Source organism: Cyanobacterium sp. Dongsha4, from assembly GCF_036345015.1.
GTDB lineage: Bacteria > Cyanobacteriota > Cyanobacteriia > Cyanobacteriales > Cyanobacteriaceae > PCC-10605.
On record NZ_CP084098.1, the window covers coordinates 2263355 to 2280978 of the forward strand.

Sequence of the window (17624 nt, forward strand, 5' to 3'; positions counted from 1 at the left end):
TCTAAAGAAGGCTAGGATAATTTTTTGTGTGATCACCGAACTTTACTGTAGTGATATTCCCCTGTTCAGTAACGGAAAATGGGGGGAACGAGAAGAAATTGTCTTCATTACTAATTACTAATTGCTGATTGCTGATTGCTAATTGTTAATTACCTTTGCCCTTTTATTGCTTGAATTAATAGGAAGGTACAGAAGGATCAACTTCCTGACTCCAAGCCAAGATGCCTCCTTTGACGTTAATACCCTCAATACCCGCTTCTTTGAGAATTTGCAATGCCTTAGTCGAACGTCCACCCATTTTACAATGAGCAATTAAACGATGACCTTTTACATCAACTAATTCTCTAATTTTTTGTACTCCTTCTCCACTTTCAATATCAGATAAAGGAATCAAAACAGAGCCGGGGATACGAGCAATTTCATGCTCATTAGGATTACGCACATCAACTAATACGTAATCATGAGGATGAGATTCTAACAAGAATTTTAGCTCTTGTACCGTAATTTCTGGGAGTTCTTCCTGAGCTTTTTCTGACTCTGCCTGAGCTTGAGGAATACCGCAAAACTCTTCGTAATCAACTAATTTTTCAATTACAGGGCGTACAGGATTGGGACGTAATTTCAACTCTCTGAATTTCATATCCCAAGCATTAAATAATAATAAACGACCGCTTAAAGTTGTCTCTGCCCCTAAAATAATTTTAATAGCTTCAGTGGCTTGAATTGTACCGATAATTCCGGGTAAAACCCCTAAAACTCCTCCTTCTGCGCAAGAGGGTACCATTCCTGGTGGTGGTGGTTCGGGATATAAGTCACGATAGTTGGGGCCTCCCTCATAGTTAAAGACTGTTGCTTGTCCTTCAAAGCGGAAAATAGAACCATATACATTAGGTTTGTTCAACAAAACACAGGCATCGTTAACTAAATAACGGGTGGGGAAATTATCTGTACCGTCAATGATAATATCGTAGGGTTCAAAAATAGAGAGGGCATTTTCTGAACTCAAACGAGTCTCATATAAGTCAACTTGACAGGCAGGATTAATTTCTAAAATACGATGTTTTGCCGATTCAATTTTGGGTTTTCCAACCCATGAAGTACCGTGGATAATTTGTCTTTGCAGGTTGGAAGTGTCAACCACATCAAAATCAACTATACCGATTCTACCAATACCAGAGGCGGCTAAGTAAAGAATTAAAGGAGAACCTAGTCCTCCTGTTCCAACACAGAGTACACTAGCGGCTTTCAGACGTTTTTGCCCTTCTAAACCCACTTCAGGCAAAATAATATGTCTGGCATACCTTTCGTACTCTTCCTTATTAAGTTCTATTGCTTCTAAGTTCGGATTAAGCATTATTTTGTTTAATTATCAGAAAATCGATTCTGCCATTTATTCTCTAATTTTCTATTCTAACTTAAATTGGAAATACTCAGTTCACTGGCTAGTAAGGCACTGCCATAAGCCGCTTCGGTGTTAGCAGAAATGGATACGGGTACTTGTAGGTATTTTTCTCTGATTAAGTGCCATGTCTCATTTTTAGCTCCTCCTCCAGCAGTATAAACTTGAGAAAGAGGTGTTGCACCTAATTGTTGTAATAATTTGTAACCTTGAGATTCGATCGCAGCTATGCCCTCTAATAAACCTTGTAGGAATAAGATTGGGTTATCGGGGCGGGGGGATAATTTGGGTTCTAAATCAGGGTTATTGATAGGGAAGCGATCGCCTTTTTCTAATAAGGGATAGTATTGTAAATTAGTACAGGTATTATGATCAATTTTTTGGCTAAGGTCATTTAATTCATCATCGGAGAAAAAATGTTTTAAAACTGCCCCTCCTGTATTTGATGCTCCACCCACTAACCATAAATTCCCCAATCGATGGCTATAAATCCCATAACGACTGTCATCAATTTTTGTTTTACTCAACAACTTCAAAACTAAAGTTGAACCCAAAGAAGTAACTGCTTCCCCTGAAGTTTTTATACTACTGGCAAGAAAAGCGGCGATACTGTCCGTTGTTCCAGCTTTAATTAAGCAATGGGGATTAATTTGGTATTTTTTCGCCACAGAAGGTATTATTTCCCCTACAGTCTCACCCGGTGCTTTTATCTTTGGCAAAAGAGAGAAAAACGGTAAGTTTTCTAGCCAAGAAGAGTAACTCAAAGACTCCACATCATAACCTAATTTAAGAGCGTTGTGATAGTCGCTAACGCCCATTTTACCGTGTAATAGCAATCCTAACCAATCTGCTTGATGTAGTAAATAAGTTGCTTTTTCGGTTAATCCTTGATGATACCACCAAAAAATTTTTGCTAAGGTAGAAGTGGCACTCACAACTAAATGATTTTCTGGGGCAAAAGATTTAATTTCCTCTAAGTATTGTTTTCCCCTTACATCGTTGTACCAAAGTGGCTCACTCAACAGTTGTCCATTTTTATCTAACAAAAGAGTAGTGCTAGAAGTTGCGTCAAGTGCGATCGCATCTAATTTTTGAGTAATATAAAGAGGTATTTGTGAGAGTAACTCATCTAATCCTTTCCGCCAATAATAGGGAATTTGGGCAGGAAAATCAGCCGTTTTTAGACAGAGAATTTGATTTTTATTTTCATCGATAACGATGCCCCTTGCCCCCGAAGTACCAAAATCAAGCCCTAAATAATAACTAACCATAAAAAACTTCAACTATAACAAGGTAATAAAAAATAATAGAGAGTAGGGAAGAAAGAAGAGAGAAAAGTGATGATAAATTATAAAAAACTTATGTTTACTGATTTTTTTCTTTTTAATTTTTTCACTGACTTACTAAATGTTAGTGTTGGAAATGGAAAACCTGAAACCTGCCACCTGAAACCCACTGTTGTCCAATAAATATTATGTAAGTCGAACTCAAGTTAAGTATTTATTAAATTATGGACATTGAAAAATCGTTAAAACTACGCCACTTAAAATGTATTGATGAGTAACTGTGATAAGTCCAGCCTGTGAAGCTAATTTTTGTCTTTGAGCTTTATTATAAAAACGAATACCTCCCGGAGTAAAAAATACTTTTTTCATTTGATTATTTCCTAAATAATCCGCCAAATAAAAATAACCGCCTTTTTTTAAAACCCTTGCCACTTCCCGAAAAACCTTTTCTGGCTGTAAATAATGCAAAAAGCTAATTGTATTAAAAACCGCATCAAATTGATTATCTGCAAAAGGTAAATCATGAGCATCCGCACGAACAAAGATTAAACGGGGATGATGGGTATTTGCTAAACGAGCATTAGTCAGCATCTCTGGAGATAAATCCGCCCCTATCCCTTTTAAATCGGAAAATTCTTCTGCTAATCGATTTAACAATTTTCCCGTACCACATCCTAAATCCAAAATCAAAGGAGAAGAAGGTAAATTAATATAATCCAATAAACGGGTATGAATTGCTTGATAAAAGATAGTAGTGAAGGTGAAATCGTAAAATCTAGCCCAAACATCAAAAAAAATCCGTTTTTGCCGAATAAAAATCTCTTCTTGCATCTTTCTTTATCTTGTATAAATTTACTCAGAAAAAGATTTAATAAATCTTTAGATTATTTTATATTAATTAATGTAAACAAAAACATTAAAATAATTAAATTATGATAAGTTTTTCGTGCTAATAAATTACTTATAGTTTATCAGTATAAATAGTGATAAATAATTATGCTTTAGACAAAATTAATAAAAAAATACAGTGAATACCCTGTTGTTTTGAGATAACTTTATCAAATACAATAAAAATAGATTAAAAATGAAAGTTTAAATATAATTTTGATAGTATCTTGCTTTGATATTAATTATTGTGCGGGTAATATGTGTTGACTCTAGTATAAATTGAAAAAAGAACTATGACTACTTTAAAAACACACTCTGAATATAAACAAGAAAACGAGAAACTTTTTGTAAATTATCGACAAAATCATGATTTGAAGATAAGAAACCAAATTTTAGAGTTAAATATGGGATTGGTGCGCAAAGAAGTGTGTCATTGGTTGAATCAGTGTCAGGAGAATTATGATGATTTATTACAGGTAGGTTGTATTGGTTTAATCAGAGCAATTGATCGCTACGATATAGAAAAAGGTTTTGCATTTAGTTCTTTTGCTGTTCCTTATGTCAGAGGAGAAATACAACATTATTTAAGAGATAAAGGCTATTCTATTCGGATTCCTCGTCGTTGCTTAGAATTAAAGAATCAGTCTAACCGCATTGTGAGAAAACTCAGAAATGAATTAAATAGACAGCCTACAGATCAAGAAATTGCAAGGGAATTAGGAGTTTCTTTACAGGAATGGCATGATGTTAAACTAGCCCATCAAAATCGTGAACCGATTAGCTTAGATATTAATGCCAATGATGAAGATGAGCGTAGCACTTTAGGAGACTGTTTACCTGATCATCAATATCGTAGTTTTCAATTAGCACAGGAAGACAAAATTCGTTTACAAAATGCTCTATATCAATTAGAAGATGGCACTCGTAAGGTTTTAGAATTTGTATTTTTACAAGATTTAACCCAAAAAGAAACTGCTGATATTTTAGGGGTGAGTGTAATTACTGTATCCAGAAGAATTAAAAAGGGTATTGTGAAAATGAGAAATTTAATTAAACTCGATGAATTCTAAGATGAAAGATGATTTGATATTCAAGATATGTTATGATTATTAAACGATAGCGGGATGTAGCGCAGCTTGGTAGCGCACTTCGTTCGGGACGAAGGAGTCGCAGGTTCAAATCCTGTCATCCCGATTGTGGATCTGTACAGTGCCAAATTCTTGTCTTTGAAGTAGCAATGACAGATTAATAATGAACTCTTGCCGAAAATTATCGATGTGATATTTTCCTTTATCTCTTCTGCTAATCGTCACTAAAGCAGTTAAACCTTTTTGTAGTACACGGTTATTTATTGTTAATTCCTAATTCCTAGCTAATTAAAACAGATTCTATTGTGTTTTCAAAGTAGATAACTTAGCATTGCGATAATAATGAGCTAAAATTTGACGATAGTTAACACCATTTTGGGCTAAATATTGAGCTCCCCACTGACTCAACCCTAAACCATGACCAAATCCTCTACCAGATACTTGTAAGCTATTTCCCCCTAAAGAGACACGGAATAATGTACTTCTTAAATCAAGGGCTTTGCGTAAATCACTACCAGCGACATTTTTAGTAGTGCGATCGCCCACAACTCTCATAGTTACGATTCTGCCTTGGGGGGTAGTTTTTTGGGGAATTAGGGCTTGGATATTGCCGACTCCTCCGACAATTCTACTCATGGTAGAAGGAGAAACGCTTTTATTCCAACTAAAAACAGGGGAATTTTGATCGTAATCGACTACTCCTCGAAGATAGGGTAAGGGAGATACCCAAATATCTTCGACATTTTCAGTATGACCACCAGAAGAAGAATGAAATACCGCTAAAATGATTTGGTTATTGTAAGTCATAACCTCTCCCATGGTTTCCCTTACTGCTTGATGAGTGGTGGTATATTCACTGCTTAAACCTTTATAAACCTGAGTAGCGGTAGTTGTATCTAAATCAAAAAGTTGATTACGTCCACTATTTCGTTTATATAGAGCATAAGTTCTGGCGGCCACGGCTTGAGCTTTCAGTGCGTCTTTAGGCCAACTAGGAATAGCCTCTGCACCGACAACACTATATAGATAATCCTCTAAATCCACATAGTTAATTGCTGTAATTCCTTTACCTTGAGGTACTAATAACACTCTCCCACGATACCAGCGATCTCCAATCCAGACAACCCCGTCTCCACTAGGCTCTAACCATAAACGATTGGATTTCCATTGATTAAGATTAACATTGCCTCCTTGTACTTGAGATACAAAAGAATTCATCCCTGCAACTTGTCCGACAACTCGCCCCGCATTATCTTTTACAACTGCCGGGGTTGAACTACCTATCTGTAAAGAATTAGCACCTTTTTTGATTGCAACCCTTAATTCTAAAGCGGCTTGGGCAGATGGACTAAAGATTAACCAGAGCAAAGATAATAAGCTAAACTTGGCCAACCATTGTAATATTAATTTTTTACCCATAATCTCACACCGTAATTCGTTTTTTGATGATTGTTAACTGAATCTTACTTAATTTCTGCGAGTGTTGTTTTTTTGTGTTAGGAATATTTAAGCAGAAAAAATGACTTTACAAATAGTATTTTTGTTTCCATTCTTTCAAGATCGAACTCAGGTGGTGATAAAATAGCAAGACTGAAAATAAAGCAGAAATAATCAGTAAAAAAGTAATGATTAGAGTTGGTTTAGTTGGTACGGGATATGCGGCTCAAAGACGGGCGGAGGCTTTTCAAGCAAATCCTTTAACTGAGTTAGTGGCGGTGGTGGGCAATAGTGTGGAAACAACAGCTAGTTTTTGTGAAACCTACGACATTCCTTCGATTTCTAGTTGGCAACAGTTAGTAAATGATTCTAGTTTAGATTTAATTTGCATTTCTAATATTAATCGAGATCATGGAATGATTGTAAGAGGTGCTTTATTAGCTGATAAACACGTTATTGTTGAGTTTCCTTTAACTATCAATCCTGATGAGGCAGAGGAGTTGCTAAATTTAGCACAAGACAAAAATAAGTTACTTCATGTAGAACATATCGAAATTTTGGGGGGAGTGCATCAAGCTATTAGGGCTAATTTATCAGCCATTGGCGATCCTTTTTTAGCTCGTTATACGACTATTTTGCCGAAGAGTAGTTTAATGAATAAATGGACTTTTAACTATGAGTATTATGGTTTCCCTTTTATAGCGGCTCTTTCTCGTATTAGTCGTTTTACTGATTTATTTGGAGAAGTGGATTCGGTAAGTTGTTATGGGCGTTTTTGGGATGCTGAAAAGGTTGGTTATTTTTCTGCTTGTTATACTCAGGCACAGTTATCTTTCAAGAATGGTTTATTAGCTTGTTTAACTTATGGCAAGGGTGAACAATTCAAAAGTAGCGATCGCACCTTAGAAATTTATGGTACTCAGGGGACGTTAAAATTCGAGGGAGAAACAGGTAAGATTATCAGGGATGGAGAAGAAAATGCGATCGAAGTTGGTACAAGGCGAGGACTCTTTGTTAAAGATACGGAAGCAGTGATCGACTATTTAACGACAGGAAAACCTCTTTATATTGAAAATAAAGCCAGTGTTTATGCTCTAAAAGTAGCCAATGCAACTCTTAAGGCTTATCAAGGTCAATCAATATGTAAGGTTTAAGGAAATAGATGTTAAAAAGGGCAAAGGTGAATAGTTGAGAATTAAGAATTGAAAACCCCGTTCACGACTGAAAGGAGTGTACGAGCGAAGCGAACTGTTCTAACTCAAATTTGCTTAGTATAATTTTAGTAAAAAAAAGTCAATGGATAAGGAAGTGTGATTTATCATTAAAACTTAATATTAACTAATAAAATAATTAAATAAAAAGCAAAAATGTTTGAAATTGATATAGAAGCCCTCCAAGCAGAATTCGATCGCATCGTTGCCTCTTTTGGTACTCCTTCCGACAGTTTTATTGAAGATACAGAAAGATGGATAGAAGATAATTCTATTATCCTACAAGAAATTAATGGCGGTGGTGGTGGATTAGAAAAAGTCTTTTTGACTGTAACTACTTTTGAGGATCAAAATGACGGCGGAGACAGAAACGGTTTATCCCTTCGAGATGCTATTTTAAGGGCAAAAGCAGACCCTAGTAAAGAATATGTTATCAGCCTTCCTGCCGGAGTTTATGAGTTGTCTATTCAGGGTAACGAAGACTCCTTATTTCCTAGTGACAATCCCAACTTACCCGGTGAAGTAGATGACATCGTTGCTCGTACAGGAGACTTAGATGTTGAAACAAGAGTTACCATTTTGGGAGTAGGTGCAGGATCAACTATTATCAATGGTATAGCATTAGGCGATCGCATTTTTGATGTTCGAGAAGGAGGATTACTTTCTCTTAGTGGAGTTACTATCGAGGATGGAATAGCCGAAAATGCCCTTGATGAAAACGGTAGTAGCGGTGGTGGTATTCGCATTAACACAGGGGCTTCCGCTATTATCAATAACAGTATTATCAAAAATAATTCCACTGCCATTAATACCGCCACAGATAATAACAATGGAGGTGGTATAGCCAACTTCGGAGATACAGAAATTATTAACAGTATCATTTCAGGCAACCTCTCAGGAGACGACGCAGGAGGTATCTATAACGAAGGTACATTAAATATTCGTAATAGCACCATAGCTGGTAACTTCGCCAATGCCGCCGCCGTAGAAGTGATTGAAGCAGGAGGAGGGGGACTTTATACCTTCGGAGGAACAGTACAAATACTAAATAGCACTATCTCTGGTAACATTACAGGAGACGCAGGGGGCGGTATTCTCAGCCAAGATGCCACCGTTTCCATTATCAACTCAACTATCACGAATAATAGCTCTCAAATTGGCTCAGGTATTACCGTTTTAGGAGCAAATAACCCCCTTTTACTGCAAAACAGCATTGTTGCAGGAAATTTAGATAGTAGTGACATAGAAGGATTTTTTACCCCAAACAGTTCCTATAACCTTATTGGTGATGGTAACGGTATTATTTTAGATGGGTTTAATAATAATATTGTCGGAGACATCGTTAATCCATTAGATCCTCTCCTCGGAGATTTACAGGATAATGGTGGTTATACTCCTACCCATTTGCCCCTCAGAGGTAGCCCTGCCATTAATGCAGGAAATAACGAAATTGCTTCGTCTCAAGTAAGCAATTCAGACCAAAGAGGCTATGCCCGTATAGTGGGAGGTACAGTAGATATAGGTAGTACAGAAAGCGGTGCAACCCCTCGCTCTGGCTTAAATAATCCCATATATCGCTTCCAAAATACAGAAGTACCCGGTACATATCTTTATGTGGGAGAAGAAGAAAGACAAAGCATTTTAAACAATTATCCTAAATTTCAAGAAGAAGGATTTGCTTTTAGTGTTGCCACTCAACCGGGGGATGGATTAATTCCCATATATCGTTTCCAAAACACTCAAATACAAGGAACATATCTTTATGTAGGGCAAGAGGAAAGACAAAGTATTTTACAAAGTTTTCCTCAATTCCGAGAAGAGGGATTAGCTTTTTATGCTTTTGGGGCTAATGCTAATCAAGCTGACAGCTTATACCGTTTCCAAAACGATAATTTACCCGGCACTTATTTATTTGTAGGGCAGAATGAAAGACAAAGCATTCTTCAAAACTATTCCAATTTTGCCGAAGAGGGCATCGCTTTTGAGGCGGCTTTTTAATTAGGGGTTGATGAAAAAAGATGTTGGGGTATTAGGAGTTAGGAGCTAGAAGTTAAGAGCTAGAAGTTATTAATTATCAACTATTTACCTTTGCCCCTTGCCCCTTGCCCTTTGACCTTTTTTCTTTGCCTTTTGCCCTTCATCTATTCCTCCGTTTTTTATTTTTGGCGACGACATTTTTCAGAACAATATTTAACCTCATCCCAACATTTAGACCATTTTTTGCGCCATGTAAAAGGTAAACCACAAACAGGACAAATTTTAGTTGGGAAATCAGATTTTTTTCTCTGCTTTGCCATTTTTGCTCTTAATTATTGAAATTAAACCATTTTTCCAGTTCTTCCCACCCTAAACCTTGTCGCACTACGGCAGGATTTTCTGTAGAAAAATCTAAAATTGTTGAAACGTCATAACCTGGGTCTGTATAATCATCGATAATAATGTCAACCAGTTTATCAAAGTAATCAAATAATTTCGCCTTTTCCCAGTCATCGGAGGGGGAATATCCTTCTTCATCGTTAATATGAGCAGAGGTGGAAACAACTGGATTATTAAGAGTTGTTAAAATTGCTTGACAAACGTTCTGATCTGGTACTCGAATACCTGTAGTTTTGCGTTTTGGTGACATAACCAGTTTTGGGACTAATTTTGTGGCAGGTAAAAGAAAAGTATAAGGACCGGGTATTAATCTTTTCATGATATAGTAGGCTTCATCAGTTACGATCGCATATTCGGAAATTTTCGATAGAGAAGAACAAAGAAAAGTTAATGGTTTGTCGTTGGCAAGACGTTTTAAAGTTCTCACTTTTTCTACGGCACTTTTAACATTAATATCACAACCAATGGCATAAACTGTATCTGTGGGATAAAGCATGATTGCTCCATCTTTTAATGCTGATGCTATTTGCTCAATACTTCTGCTTTGAGGATTATCAGGATTTAATTCGTATAAAATAGCCATAAAATAATTTAAAAATTAATAATAAAACAGTGACAGAAGGCTAAAGCCTTTGATTTTTTATGTAATAGCTCAAAGCTATAAAACTTATCAGTTAATTGTATCTTATATGAGTAAAATCGCTTATTTACAATGTCATACAGGAATAGCAGGGGATATGTTTTTAGGGGCATTAGTTTCCGCTGGTGTGCCACTAGAATATTTAGAGAAAAGTTTAGAGAGCTTAAATATCAGTCAAGAGTATAAATTACAAGAAGAAACTGTAACTAGAAATGGGCTTTGTGCGACAAAAATTCATGTCCATTTAACATCTCATTCTCATCATCACCATCACCATAGACATTTAGCAGATATTGAACATATTATTAATCAAAGTAATTTAGCCCCTCAAATTAAGGCTAATAGTTTAGCTATTGTTCGTCAACTTGCGATCGCAGAAGCAAAAGTTCATAATACAAACATAGATAAAGTCCATTTTCACGAAGTGGGGGCAGTAGATGCCATTGTTGATATTGTTGGTACTTGTATCGGATTAGATTATTTAGGGATAGAAAAATTATACTGCTCACCTTTACCCACAGGAGGAGGCACAGTCAAAGCCGCTCACGGAATATTACCAGTACCAGTACCCGCCGTGCTAGAGTTGTTACAAAGCCGTAAAATCCCAATATATAGCAACGGTATTGAAAAAGAATTAGTTACTCCCACAGGGGCGGCAATTGCGGCGACGTTAACGGAAAGTTTTGGACAACCTCCCAAAATGAATTTAGAGAAAATAGGCAATGGTGCAGGAAGTCATGATTTATCTCTACCTAATGTTTTACGTCTTTGGATAGGGGAAATAGAGTTATCTGATTTAGAGGAAATAGCAGTCTTAGAAACTCAAATTGATGATTGTAACCCCCAAATTTTGGCTTATGTCTTAGAAGATTTATTAAATATTGGTGCAAAAGATGTCTTTACTCAACCTGTGATGATGAAAAAAAGTCGTCTTGGGGTTTTGTTGACAGTAATTTGTGAGCTTGACAAAATCAGTATATGTGAAAATCTTATTTTCCGAGAGACTACGACTTTAGGCATTCGCAGACAAATTCAACAAAGATCGATACTAGAGCGAGAAATTAGAACTATTAAGAGTAAATATGGCGATATAAGATTAAAAATCGCTAAAAAGAACGAGAAAATTGTGAATGTCTATCCTGAATATGAAGATTGTGCAACTATTGCCCGTCAATTAGATATTCCTATTAATAGAATTCAATGGGAAGTGGTAAGGGAATTTTACGAGAAGCAAACCTGAGTTTTATTAAGGGCGAGGGGCAAACCTCCTCGAGAGCAGGTTTTTTTCAAAAGTTCCAGAATCTATAAAATTGCAAGTGTTTGCGGAGTTTGACAAAAGAGGGATAAAGGGGGTTTCTTTTAAGGGGAGACATAGAGAGGTTTGCTTTTTGACTGTTGCCTCCTGCCCCTTACTCTTTGCCCTTTTACCAATTTATCCAGAACTCAGATTTAAGAATTAAAATTCCAAAATTTCAGTTAATGCTATACTGATAACTTAAGCAACTAATTTGTTGTTTTATTCGACCTAATTAAACTATATATCATTAATTTCAGCATTTCTTCAGGAAGACTATGAACACTTCCCTCCAATCATCAAGTAAAGAAGCAATCTTACAATATTTGCTGAAAGAAACTCAGGCTTCGGCACAAAATATAGCAGAAGCTATGAATATTAGTACCCAAGCAACCCGCAGACATTTGAAGGATTTGCAGGAACAGGGTTTAATTGAATATGATTTAATTCGAGTGAAAACAGGCAGACCCCAATATTTGTATTCTCTGTCACGTCAAGGGCGCGATCGCTTCCCCCAGAATTATGGAGAGTTTGCCGTTTCTTTTTTGGATACTCTCACCGAAACAGTAGGAGAAAATGAAGTTAGTAGGGTATTGCAAAAACAATGGGAGAAAAAAGCTGATAACTACCGTAAATTCATGGAAGGTAAATCTTTAGAAGAAAAGGTAACTCAGTTAGTGAAAATGAGAAAAGAAGAAGGTTACATGGCTGAATTATTTATAATCGAAGAAAATCCCCCTCAATTTTTTATTTCTGAGCATAATTGTGCTATTTCTGATGTAGCTGAATCTTATCCTCAAGTATGTAGCCATGAATTAGAAATGTTTAGTTCTCTATTTCCTGAGTGTTTAGTAGAGCGTACAAACTGGATTCATCAGGGTGAACATCGTTGCGGTTATTTAATTAAGGTTGACTGAATAAATCTATTTACCACAACAGAGAATAAGGTCATAATTTGAGGGTTGTAAAATAATGTTTTTCTTCTTTCCGTTCCTTTACAACTCATCATTATTTTTTATTTCTTTACTGAGTATAATATAAAGAAGTGTGTAAATTTTATCTGAGTTATTTCAAAAATTATGCCTCCACGTTGGCCTAGAAAACCTGATCGTCAAAATGATCCTGAATTTCGTAAATTAGATGATCTCATGAATTTTGCTGTCCATACTGCACTCTTTATCGCTACTAATTCGGGGGTATGGTTTTTTCACAATTTTAATCATCCTGAGTGGTCTTGGGCTAGTCAGTTTAGTCTAATTTGGGGCGGAGTTTTAATTATACATCTTCTCTATATAAGTGCGATCGCAGATTATTCTAACAAGAGCTAGTTGGCGTTGAAGTTATCTCATGAGGGCAGGTATCAGGTTTTAATTAATTACTAATAGTTAATTACTTGTTGCCTACCCTAACTAATAATGTACATCTTCAGAGTAATGAAGCCACTTTGTTTGTCGCTATTATTGATTATTAAATAATTGTAATAACTTAAATAAATTAACTTTTGTTTCTGCCGTTGTTTCTCCCAAAAGTCCTGCAATTTCTTGAGCAACTTTCATCTGATTATTAACAACATTATTGACTTGCTTAATCATTTCTTCCTGCATTTTTGTTAATTCTTTCTTTTGTTTAATTTCAGAAGTCAAGTCTATCATTATGCAGAGAATCAAATTTTTTTCTTCTATGGGGTAAATAAATTCTTTAACAAATATCTCTGGTTTAGGATATTCTTTAATTGAATTTTCTATATTTTTTTTCTCTTTCCAAGCACTTTTTAAATGTTCTATATCGCCGAAAATATTAACAGCTAATTGACCTTTGATTGCACAGCTTTCCAATTTGAATAACCTGCAGAAAGCAGGATTCACCAACTGAATTTCTAAATCAGAATTGACAGCAATTAGTGCATTAGGGTGATATTCCCACGCTAATTTATAGAGATAGTGATGGTTATTTTCTAACATTATTTTAATTTAGTGCTTTGAGGAAAATATTACTTTAGAGGGAATATAATTTAGGATTTAAACTTAATAACTATGGACAAAAATAGCGATAAATTGGTTTTATTTTATCATGGGTAAAATTTCATGGATAAATTTTTCTTCTAAATTTTGAGGACTAATATTAATAAATAAATGGTCTTTAAATTTCATAACAATTCCTGAGCTACAAGTTTCTAAGCAAAAACAACCTTTTAATTCAACTATTTGGTCTATATCATACTCACTTATTAATGTTTGTAGTTTTGGTAAAACTTCATAAACTCCTAACTGATGACAAGCTGAACCCATACATAAAAATAAGTTTTCTTTTAGCATTTTTCCTCTTTGAAAGGCGTTAATAAATGTTATTCCCCATCAAGCTAAAAATCTTTTTATTATCCTCCTATTTAATAAATTTTCTAAGATCGAAATTATTATTTTTGACCGTTGAAAGACACTCTTTTTCTTGAGTAAGAATTAATAATATTCTCTCACTATAGTCAACTGCTCCTTTTAACTGTTGTTGTAATCTATCTAATCCGCCATTGGCATATTCTTCAAAAATTTTAATTCTGGCTTCTTCTTGATTTTCTTCATAGCTAGAAATAATATTTAAGTCGTGGGTGCTAGTAATGCCTAATAGTTTAAATAAAGATTCATAACCACGGGAGTTAAAAACCTCTATACTGATGGGGGAAGGTTCTTTTGCGATCGCACCTAAAGTCATAGGACAATTATAACTCTTACCTAAAGAAGCGGCGAAAGCCATTAAATCTGCATAAGTAGAAAATACTCCTTGAGGATTATGGGGAGATATTACTAAATTTTGGACTAAATCAGCTTTGTCCTGAGATATTCTAACTCTATTAGACATAATTTTTATGAATTAAAAGGCAAAGTAACAAGGGCAAGGGGCAATTTGAGTTCGGAGTTAAGAGTTAAGATAAAAAGAAATTTCTCCCTAAAACCCTAACACCCCAACCCCCCAATTTCCCAATTCCTCAACATCCCAAACAATAAATTAATTGCTATTTTTCTCCTTTTTCACTGATTCTTTTTTACTAATAGAAGGAATTTCAGGGTCTGTTAAATCAATATAGATAATATCTTCTCGACGCACTTGGGCAGTAATAACTTTAAGTTTTTCTAACACCATTAATTGCTGTGAAAATTTTTTCGGGGTATAAGCACCTAAGTATATTTTTCCTAAGTCTGTAAGTAGCACTAAGTTAGTGGGATTTTGCCAGTCAACGGTATTAATCTTGACAGTGGACTGAGTCAGAAAGCTATATAATTCTTGCCAATAAGGAAGATAAGTCTGGGGTGCTCCAATGATTTTTAGTGTTGGTAGTTGCTCCGGATTTTCTTTTAAATTGTGATACACTTCATTGGAAACAAATACTCCATCTTTGTCTAAATATCCGATAGTTTGAATTGTTAATTTATTGGTTTTTTCCTCTATTTCAGGAGCAAGTGCGATCGCAACTGGTTTTTTCTCTTCCAAAGAAATTTTTAAATGAGGGGGGAATAATTCTTTTTGAATAACAACATTTTCAACAGGCACTAAAGTCTGTAAATTTTTACTCAACTCTTGGGTAGATAACTTTAACAAAGATTGAGGATATTGCAAAGGAATCAAACTACGCACCTCATCATCACTCAGTAAACTATTACCTTCTATATCTATTTGCTGACTATTTTTAATTACCCAATTAGGTAAAGTAATAAACCAAAACACTCCCCCTGTTATAGATAAAATCATCAAAAAACGAACTACCGCAATAAAATCTCGCCATCTACGCTCTTTTTTTCTTTCTTCTCGGCGACTTCTAATAGTAGTAGTGGAAACAAAAGTTTGATTAGCCATTGATTTACCAATGATGGTTTCAACCACGATAATAAATAATTGACCCTATTCTAGTTAACAATGGACAATTCTTCACTAATTTTCACCTATTTACCTTCGCCCTTTGCCCCTTGCCCTTTTGAATTTGCCTGTTGCCTATCTCCTAACGATTTAGACATTTCCTAGCTCATCTATTTTTACCAGTCTTAACATTTCCTTTATAATTGAACCTAGGTAAATTTATATTGAGAAATTAACAATAAATCTTTTACCTAAATAATTATCTATATCTTTAAGTATTTATAATGATTTCTCGCCAACATTCTTCAGGTAATGTCATGAAAAATCCTATTTCTGCTACTTCATCTTCATCGACACAAAAATTATCTGACTTAGTAGGACAAAATAGGTCAGAAGAAGTGACATTGTTGGCGGCGGCGGTTCACAGCGCCCATGATTCTATCGTCATTACAGATACACAATTAGATTATCCGGGGCCAAGAATTGTATTTGTGAATAAGGCTTTCACGAAAATGACTGGGTATCAGGAGAATGAAATTATAGGCAAAACTCCTCGTATTTTACAAGGACCAAATACTGATCGCACCATCTTTAAGGAATTAAAGAATAAGTTGAGAAAGGGAAAAGTTTTTTTTGGAGAAGCAATCAACTATCGTAAGGATGGCACAGAATTTTATAATCAATGGCATATTGAACCTATTTATAACTCGGAAGGGACATTAACTCACTATTTAGCTATTCAAAGGGATGTAACCGAAAAAAAAGAAGCGGAGAAAAAATTAATCTATGATGCCTTTCATGATTCTTTAACGGGTTTATATAATCGGGGTTGGTTTCTCAAAGAATTACATAAAAGTTTGATACAAGCCAATCAATGTCAAGATTCTATGTTTGCTCTTTTGTTTTTGGATTTAGACGGTTTTAAATTAATTAACGATACTTTAGGGCATTCGGTGGGAGATGTTTTTTTACAAGAAGTAGCCAGAAGAATCAAAAAAAGTATTCGCCCTCAAGATAAACTAGCTCGTTTGGGAGGGGATGAGTTTACAATTATCATTGAAAATGTAAATGATTTAAGTATTGTTTCTCAAATTGCCGATCGCATCCAGTTTAATCTACAGAAACCTTTAACTTTAGGCTCTCAAGAGGTATTTACATCTTGCAGTATCGGGATTGCTTTAAGTAATGTGGGTTATGAAACTCAAGAGGAAATGTTAAGAGATGCAGACTTAGCTATGTATCGGGCAAAGTCTCTGGGGAAGTCTCGCTCGGCGATTTTTAATAAAACCATGCACCAAGTGGCAGTCAAGCGTTTAAATTTAGAAAATGATTTGCGTAAAGCCCTTGAAAGAGAACAATTCGAGCTTTTTTATCAACCCATAGTTTCTGTTAATGAACAAACCATAGTCGGTTTTGAGTCTTTGTTGCGTTGGCATCATCCCGAAAAAGGTGCTATTTCCCCCGCCGAGTTTATTCCTTTAGCTGAAGAAACAGGTTTAATTATTGATATTGGTAAATGGGTACTAACTAAGGCTTGTGAGCAGTCGAGACATTTTAATCAGTTAAATTCAAGTAATTCTTTATTTATGAATATAAACTTGTCTCCCCGTCAATTTAAACAGTCTGATTTAGTGGCAACAGTAGATGATGTTTTACAAAAAACAAAATGCGATCGCCACTTAATTAAATTAGAAATTACCGAAAGTGCTATTTTAGAAACTGATAGTATTGCAGATGTAATGTTAAGAGAACTAAAAGAATTAGGTATAAAATTGTGTATTGATGATTTTGGTACGGGTTATTCCTCTCTTAGTCGTTTATATCAGTTTCCTATTGATATTTTGAAAGTTGATTCCTGTTTTATTCGTGCCATTGGGAAGCATGAGAGAAAAGAAAAAATCCTTGCAAGTATAGTTAATTTAGCCCATAACTTAGATATGGAAGTAGTGGCGGAGGGGGTAGAAACAGAATTTCAACTAGACAAAGTTAAGCAGTATCAATGTGAATATGTGCAAGGTTACTTATTTGGTCATCCTCAGTCAAGTCAAGACATTGAAAAACTCATTAGAAGTTAGTAACTCGTAATTCAAATAACTTATACTGAAGATGGAAAGATTTTAATTATAATGGCTTTCTTTATCAATGAAATATTCGAGACT

The 17624-nt window shown here is 35.2% G+C and carries 17 protein-coding genes and 1 tRNA gene; 8 read left to right on the forward strand and 10 right to left on the reverse strand.

Annotation, left to right across the window (positions count from 1 at the left end):
• Positions 1-175 precede the first annotated feature (175 nt).
• From moeB to Dongsha4_RS09855, 3 genes are all read right to left on the reverse strand, one after another.
• Positions 176-1354 carry a molybdopterin-synthase adenylyltransferase MoeB gene (gene moeB, locus Dongsha4_RS09845; protein ID WP_330202233.1) on the reverse strand — a complete coding sequence of 393 codons (1179 nt, stop codon included), beginning with the start codon at positions 1352-1354 and terminating at the stop codon, positions 176-178.
• A gap of 56 nt (positions 1355-1410) precedes the next feature.
• The gene (locus tag Dongsha4_RS09850; protein ID WP_330202234.1) at positions 1411-2670 is read right to left on the reverse strand and encodes an FGGY-family carbohydrate kinase; all 1260 of its coding nucleotides are present in this window, start codon (positions 2668-2670) and stop codon (positions 1411-1413) included.
• Between the two features lie 237 nt (positions 2671-2907).
• A complete protein-coding gene (locus Dongsha4_RS09855) occupies positions 2908-3516 on the reverse strand; it encodes a class I SAM-dependent methyltransferase (RefSeq protein WP_330202235.1) in 609 nt (202 codons plus the stop codon).
• Positions 3517-3866: 350 nt separating this feature from the next.
• Here Dongsha4_RS09855 and Dongsha4_RS09860 point away from each other — a divergent pair, with 350 nt between their 5' ends.
• Positions 3867-4643: an RNA polymerase sigma factor SigF gene (locus Dongsha4_RS09860; protein WP_330202236.1), complete on the forward strand. Its 777-nt coding sequence runs from the start codon at positions 3867-3869 to the stop codon at positions 4641-4643.
• A 50-nt stretch (positions 4644-4693) separates the two neighbouring features.
• A tRNA-Pro gene (locus tag Dongsha4_RS09865) sits at positions 4694-4767 on the forward strand.
• A gap of 194 nt (positions 4768-4961) precedes the next feature.
• Here the strand turns inward: Dongsha4_RS09865 and Dongsha4_RS09870 are convergent.
• A complete protein-coding gene (locus Dongsha4_RS09870) occupies positions 4962-6080 on the reverse strand; it encodes a SpoIID/LytB domain-containing protein (RefSeq protein WP_330202237.1) in 1119 nt (372 codons plus the stop codon).
• A 206-nt stretch (positions 6081-6286) separates the two neighbouring features.
• On the opposite strand from Dongsha4_RS09870, the gene Dongsha4_RS09875 reads away from it, so the two are divergent.
• Both Dongsha4_RS09875 and Dongsha4_RS09880 read left to right on the forward strand, forming a co-directional pair.
• Complete coding sequence (locus Dongsha4_RS09875) at positions 6287-7252, forward strand: Gfo/Idh/MocA family oxidoreductase (RefSeq protein WP_330202238.1); 966 nt, start codon at positions 6287-6289, stop codon at positions 7250-7252.
• A 213-nt stretch (positions 7253-7465) separates the two neighbouring features.
• Positions 7466-9307, forward strand: a complete 1842-nt coding sequence (locus Dongsha4_RS09880; protein ID WP_330202239.1) for a right-handed parallel beta-helix repeat-containing protein — start codon at positions 7466-7468, stop codon at positions 9305-9307.
• 158 nt (positions 9308-9465) lie between these two features.
• Here Dongsha4_RS09880 and Dongsha4_RS09885 read toward each other — a convergent pair whose 3' ends face one another.
• Entirely contained in the window at positions 9466-9606 is a 141-nt protein-coding gene (locus Dongsha4_RS09885; protein ID WP_330202240.1) for a DUF2256 domain-containing protein, read from the reverse strand.
• 8 nt (positions 9607-9614) lie between these two features.
• The gene (locus Dongsha4_RS09890) at positions 9615-10268 is read right to left on the reverse strand and encodes an L-threonylcarbamoyladenylate synthase (protein WP_330202241.1); all 654 of its coding nucleotides are present in this window, start codon (positions 10266-10268) and stop codon (positions 9615-9617) included.
• A gap of 106 nt (positions 10269-10374) precedes the next feature.
• On the opposite strand from Dongsha4_RS09890, the gene larC reads away from it, so the two are divergent.
• The 3 genes from larC (at position 10375) to Dongsha4_RS09905 (ending at position 12947) form a co-directional block, all read left to right on the forward strand.
• The gene (gene larC, locus Dongsha4_RS09895; protein ID WP_330202242.1) at positions 10375-11565 is read left to right on the forward strand and encodes a nickel pincer cofactor biosynthesis protein LarC; all 1191 of its coding nucleotides are present in this window, start codon (positions 10375-10377) and stop codon (positions 11563-11565) included.
• Positions 11566-11897: 332 nt separating this feature from the next.
• A complete protein-coding gene (gene sufR / locus Dongsha4_RS09900; RefSeq protein ID WP_330202243.1) occupies positions 11898-12536 on the forward strand; it encodes an iron-sulfur cluster biosynthesis transcriptional regulator SufR in 639 nt (212 codons plus the stop codon).
• A 162-nt stretch (positions 12537-12698) separates the two neighbouring features.
• Positions 12699-12947 (forward strand): hypothetical protein, encoded by a 249-nt coding sequence (locus tag Dongsha4_RS09905; RefSeq protein WP_330202244.1) that lies wholly within the window; start codon positions 12699-12701, stop codon positions 12945-12947.
• A gap of 129 nt (positions 12948-13076) precedes the next feature.
• Here Dongsha4_RS09905 and Dongsha4_RS09910 read toward each other — a convergent pair whose 3' ends face one another.
• The 4 genes from Dongsha4_RS09910 to Dongsha4_RS09925 all read right to left on the reverse strand — a co-directional run bounded on the left by Dongsha4_RS09910 (position 13077) and on the right by Dongsha4_RS09925 (position 15465).
• Positions 13077-13580, reverse strand: coding sequence for a PAS domain-containing protein (locus tag Dongsha4_RS09910; RefSeq protein WP_330202245.1), 504 nt, complete (start codon positions 13578-13580; stop codon positions 13077-13079).
• Positions 13581-13679: 99 nt separating this feature from the next.
• Positions 13680-13967: a (2Fe-2S) ferredoxin domain-containing protein gene (locus tag Dongsha4_RS09915; protein ID WP_330205417.1), complete on the reverse strand. Its 288-nt coding sequence runs from the start codon at positions 13965-13967 to the stop codon at positions 13680-13682.
• A gap of 34 nt (positions 13968-14001) precedes the next feature.
• Entirely contained in the window at positions 14002-14472 is a 471-nt protein-coding gene (locus tag Dongsha4_RS09920) for a DNA phosphorothioation-associated protein 4 (RefSeq protein ID WP_330202246.1), read from the reverse strand.
• A gap of 147 nt (positions 14473-14619) precedes the next feature.
• Positions 14620-15465 carry a cell division protein FtsQ/DivIB gene (locus Dongsha4_RS09925; RefSeq protein ID WP_330202247.1) on the reverse strand — a complete coding sequence of 282 codons (846 nt, stop codon included), beginning with the start codon at positions 15463-15465 and terminating at the stop codon, positions 14620-14622.
• Positions 15466-15749: 284 nt separating this feature from the next.
• Here Dongsha4_RS09925 and Dongsha4_RS09930 point away from each other — a divergent pair, with 284 nt between their 5' ends.
• The gene (locus Dongsha4_RS09930) at positions 15750-17540 is read left to right on the forward strand and encodes a putative bifunctional diguanylate cyclase/phosphodiesterase (RefSeq protein ID WP_330202248.1); all 1791 of its coding nucleotides are present in this window, start codon (positions 15750-15752) and stop codon (positions 17538-17540) included.
• The last annotated feature ends 84 nt before the right edge of the window (positions 17541-17624 follow it).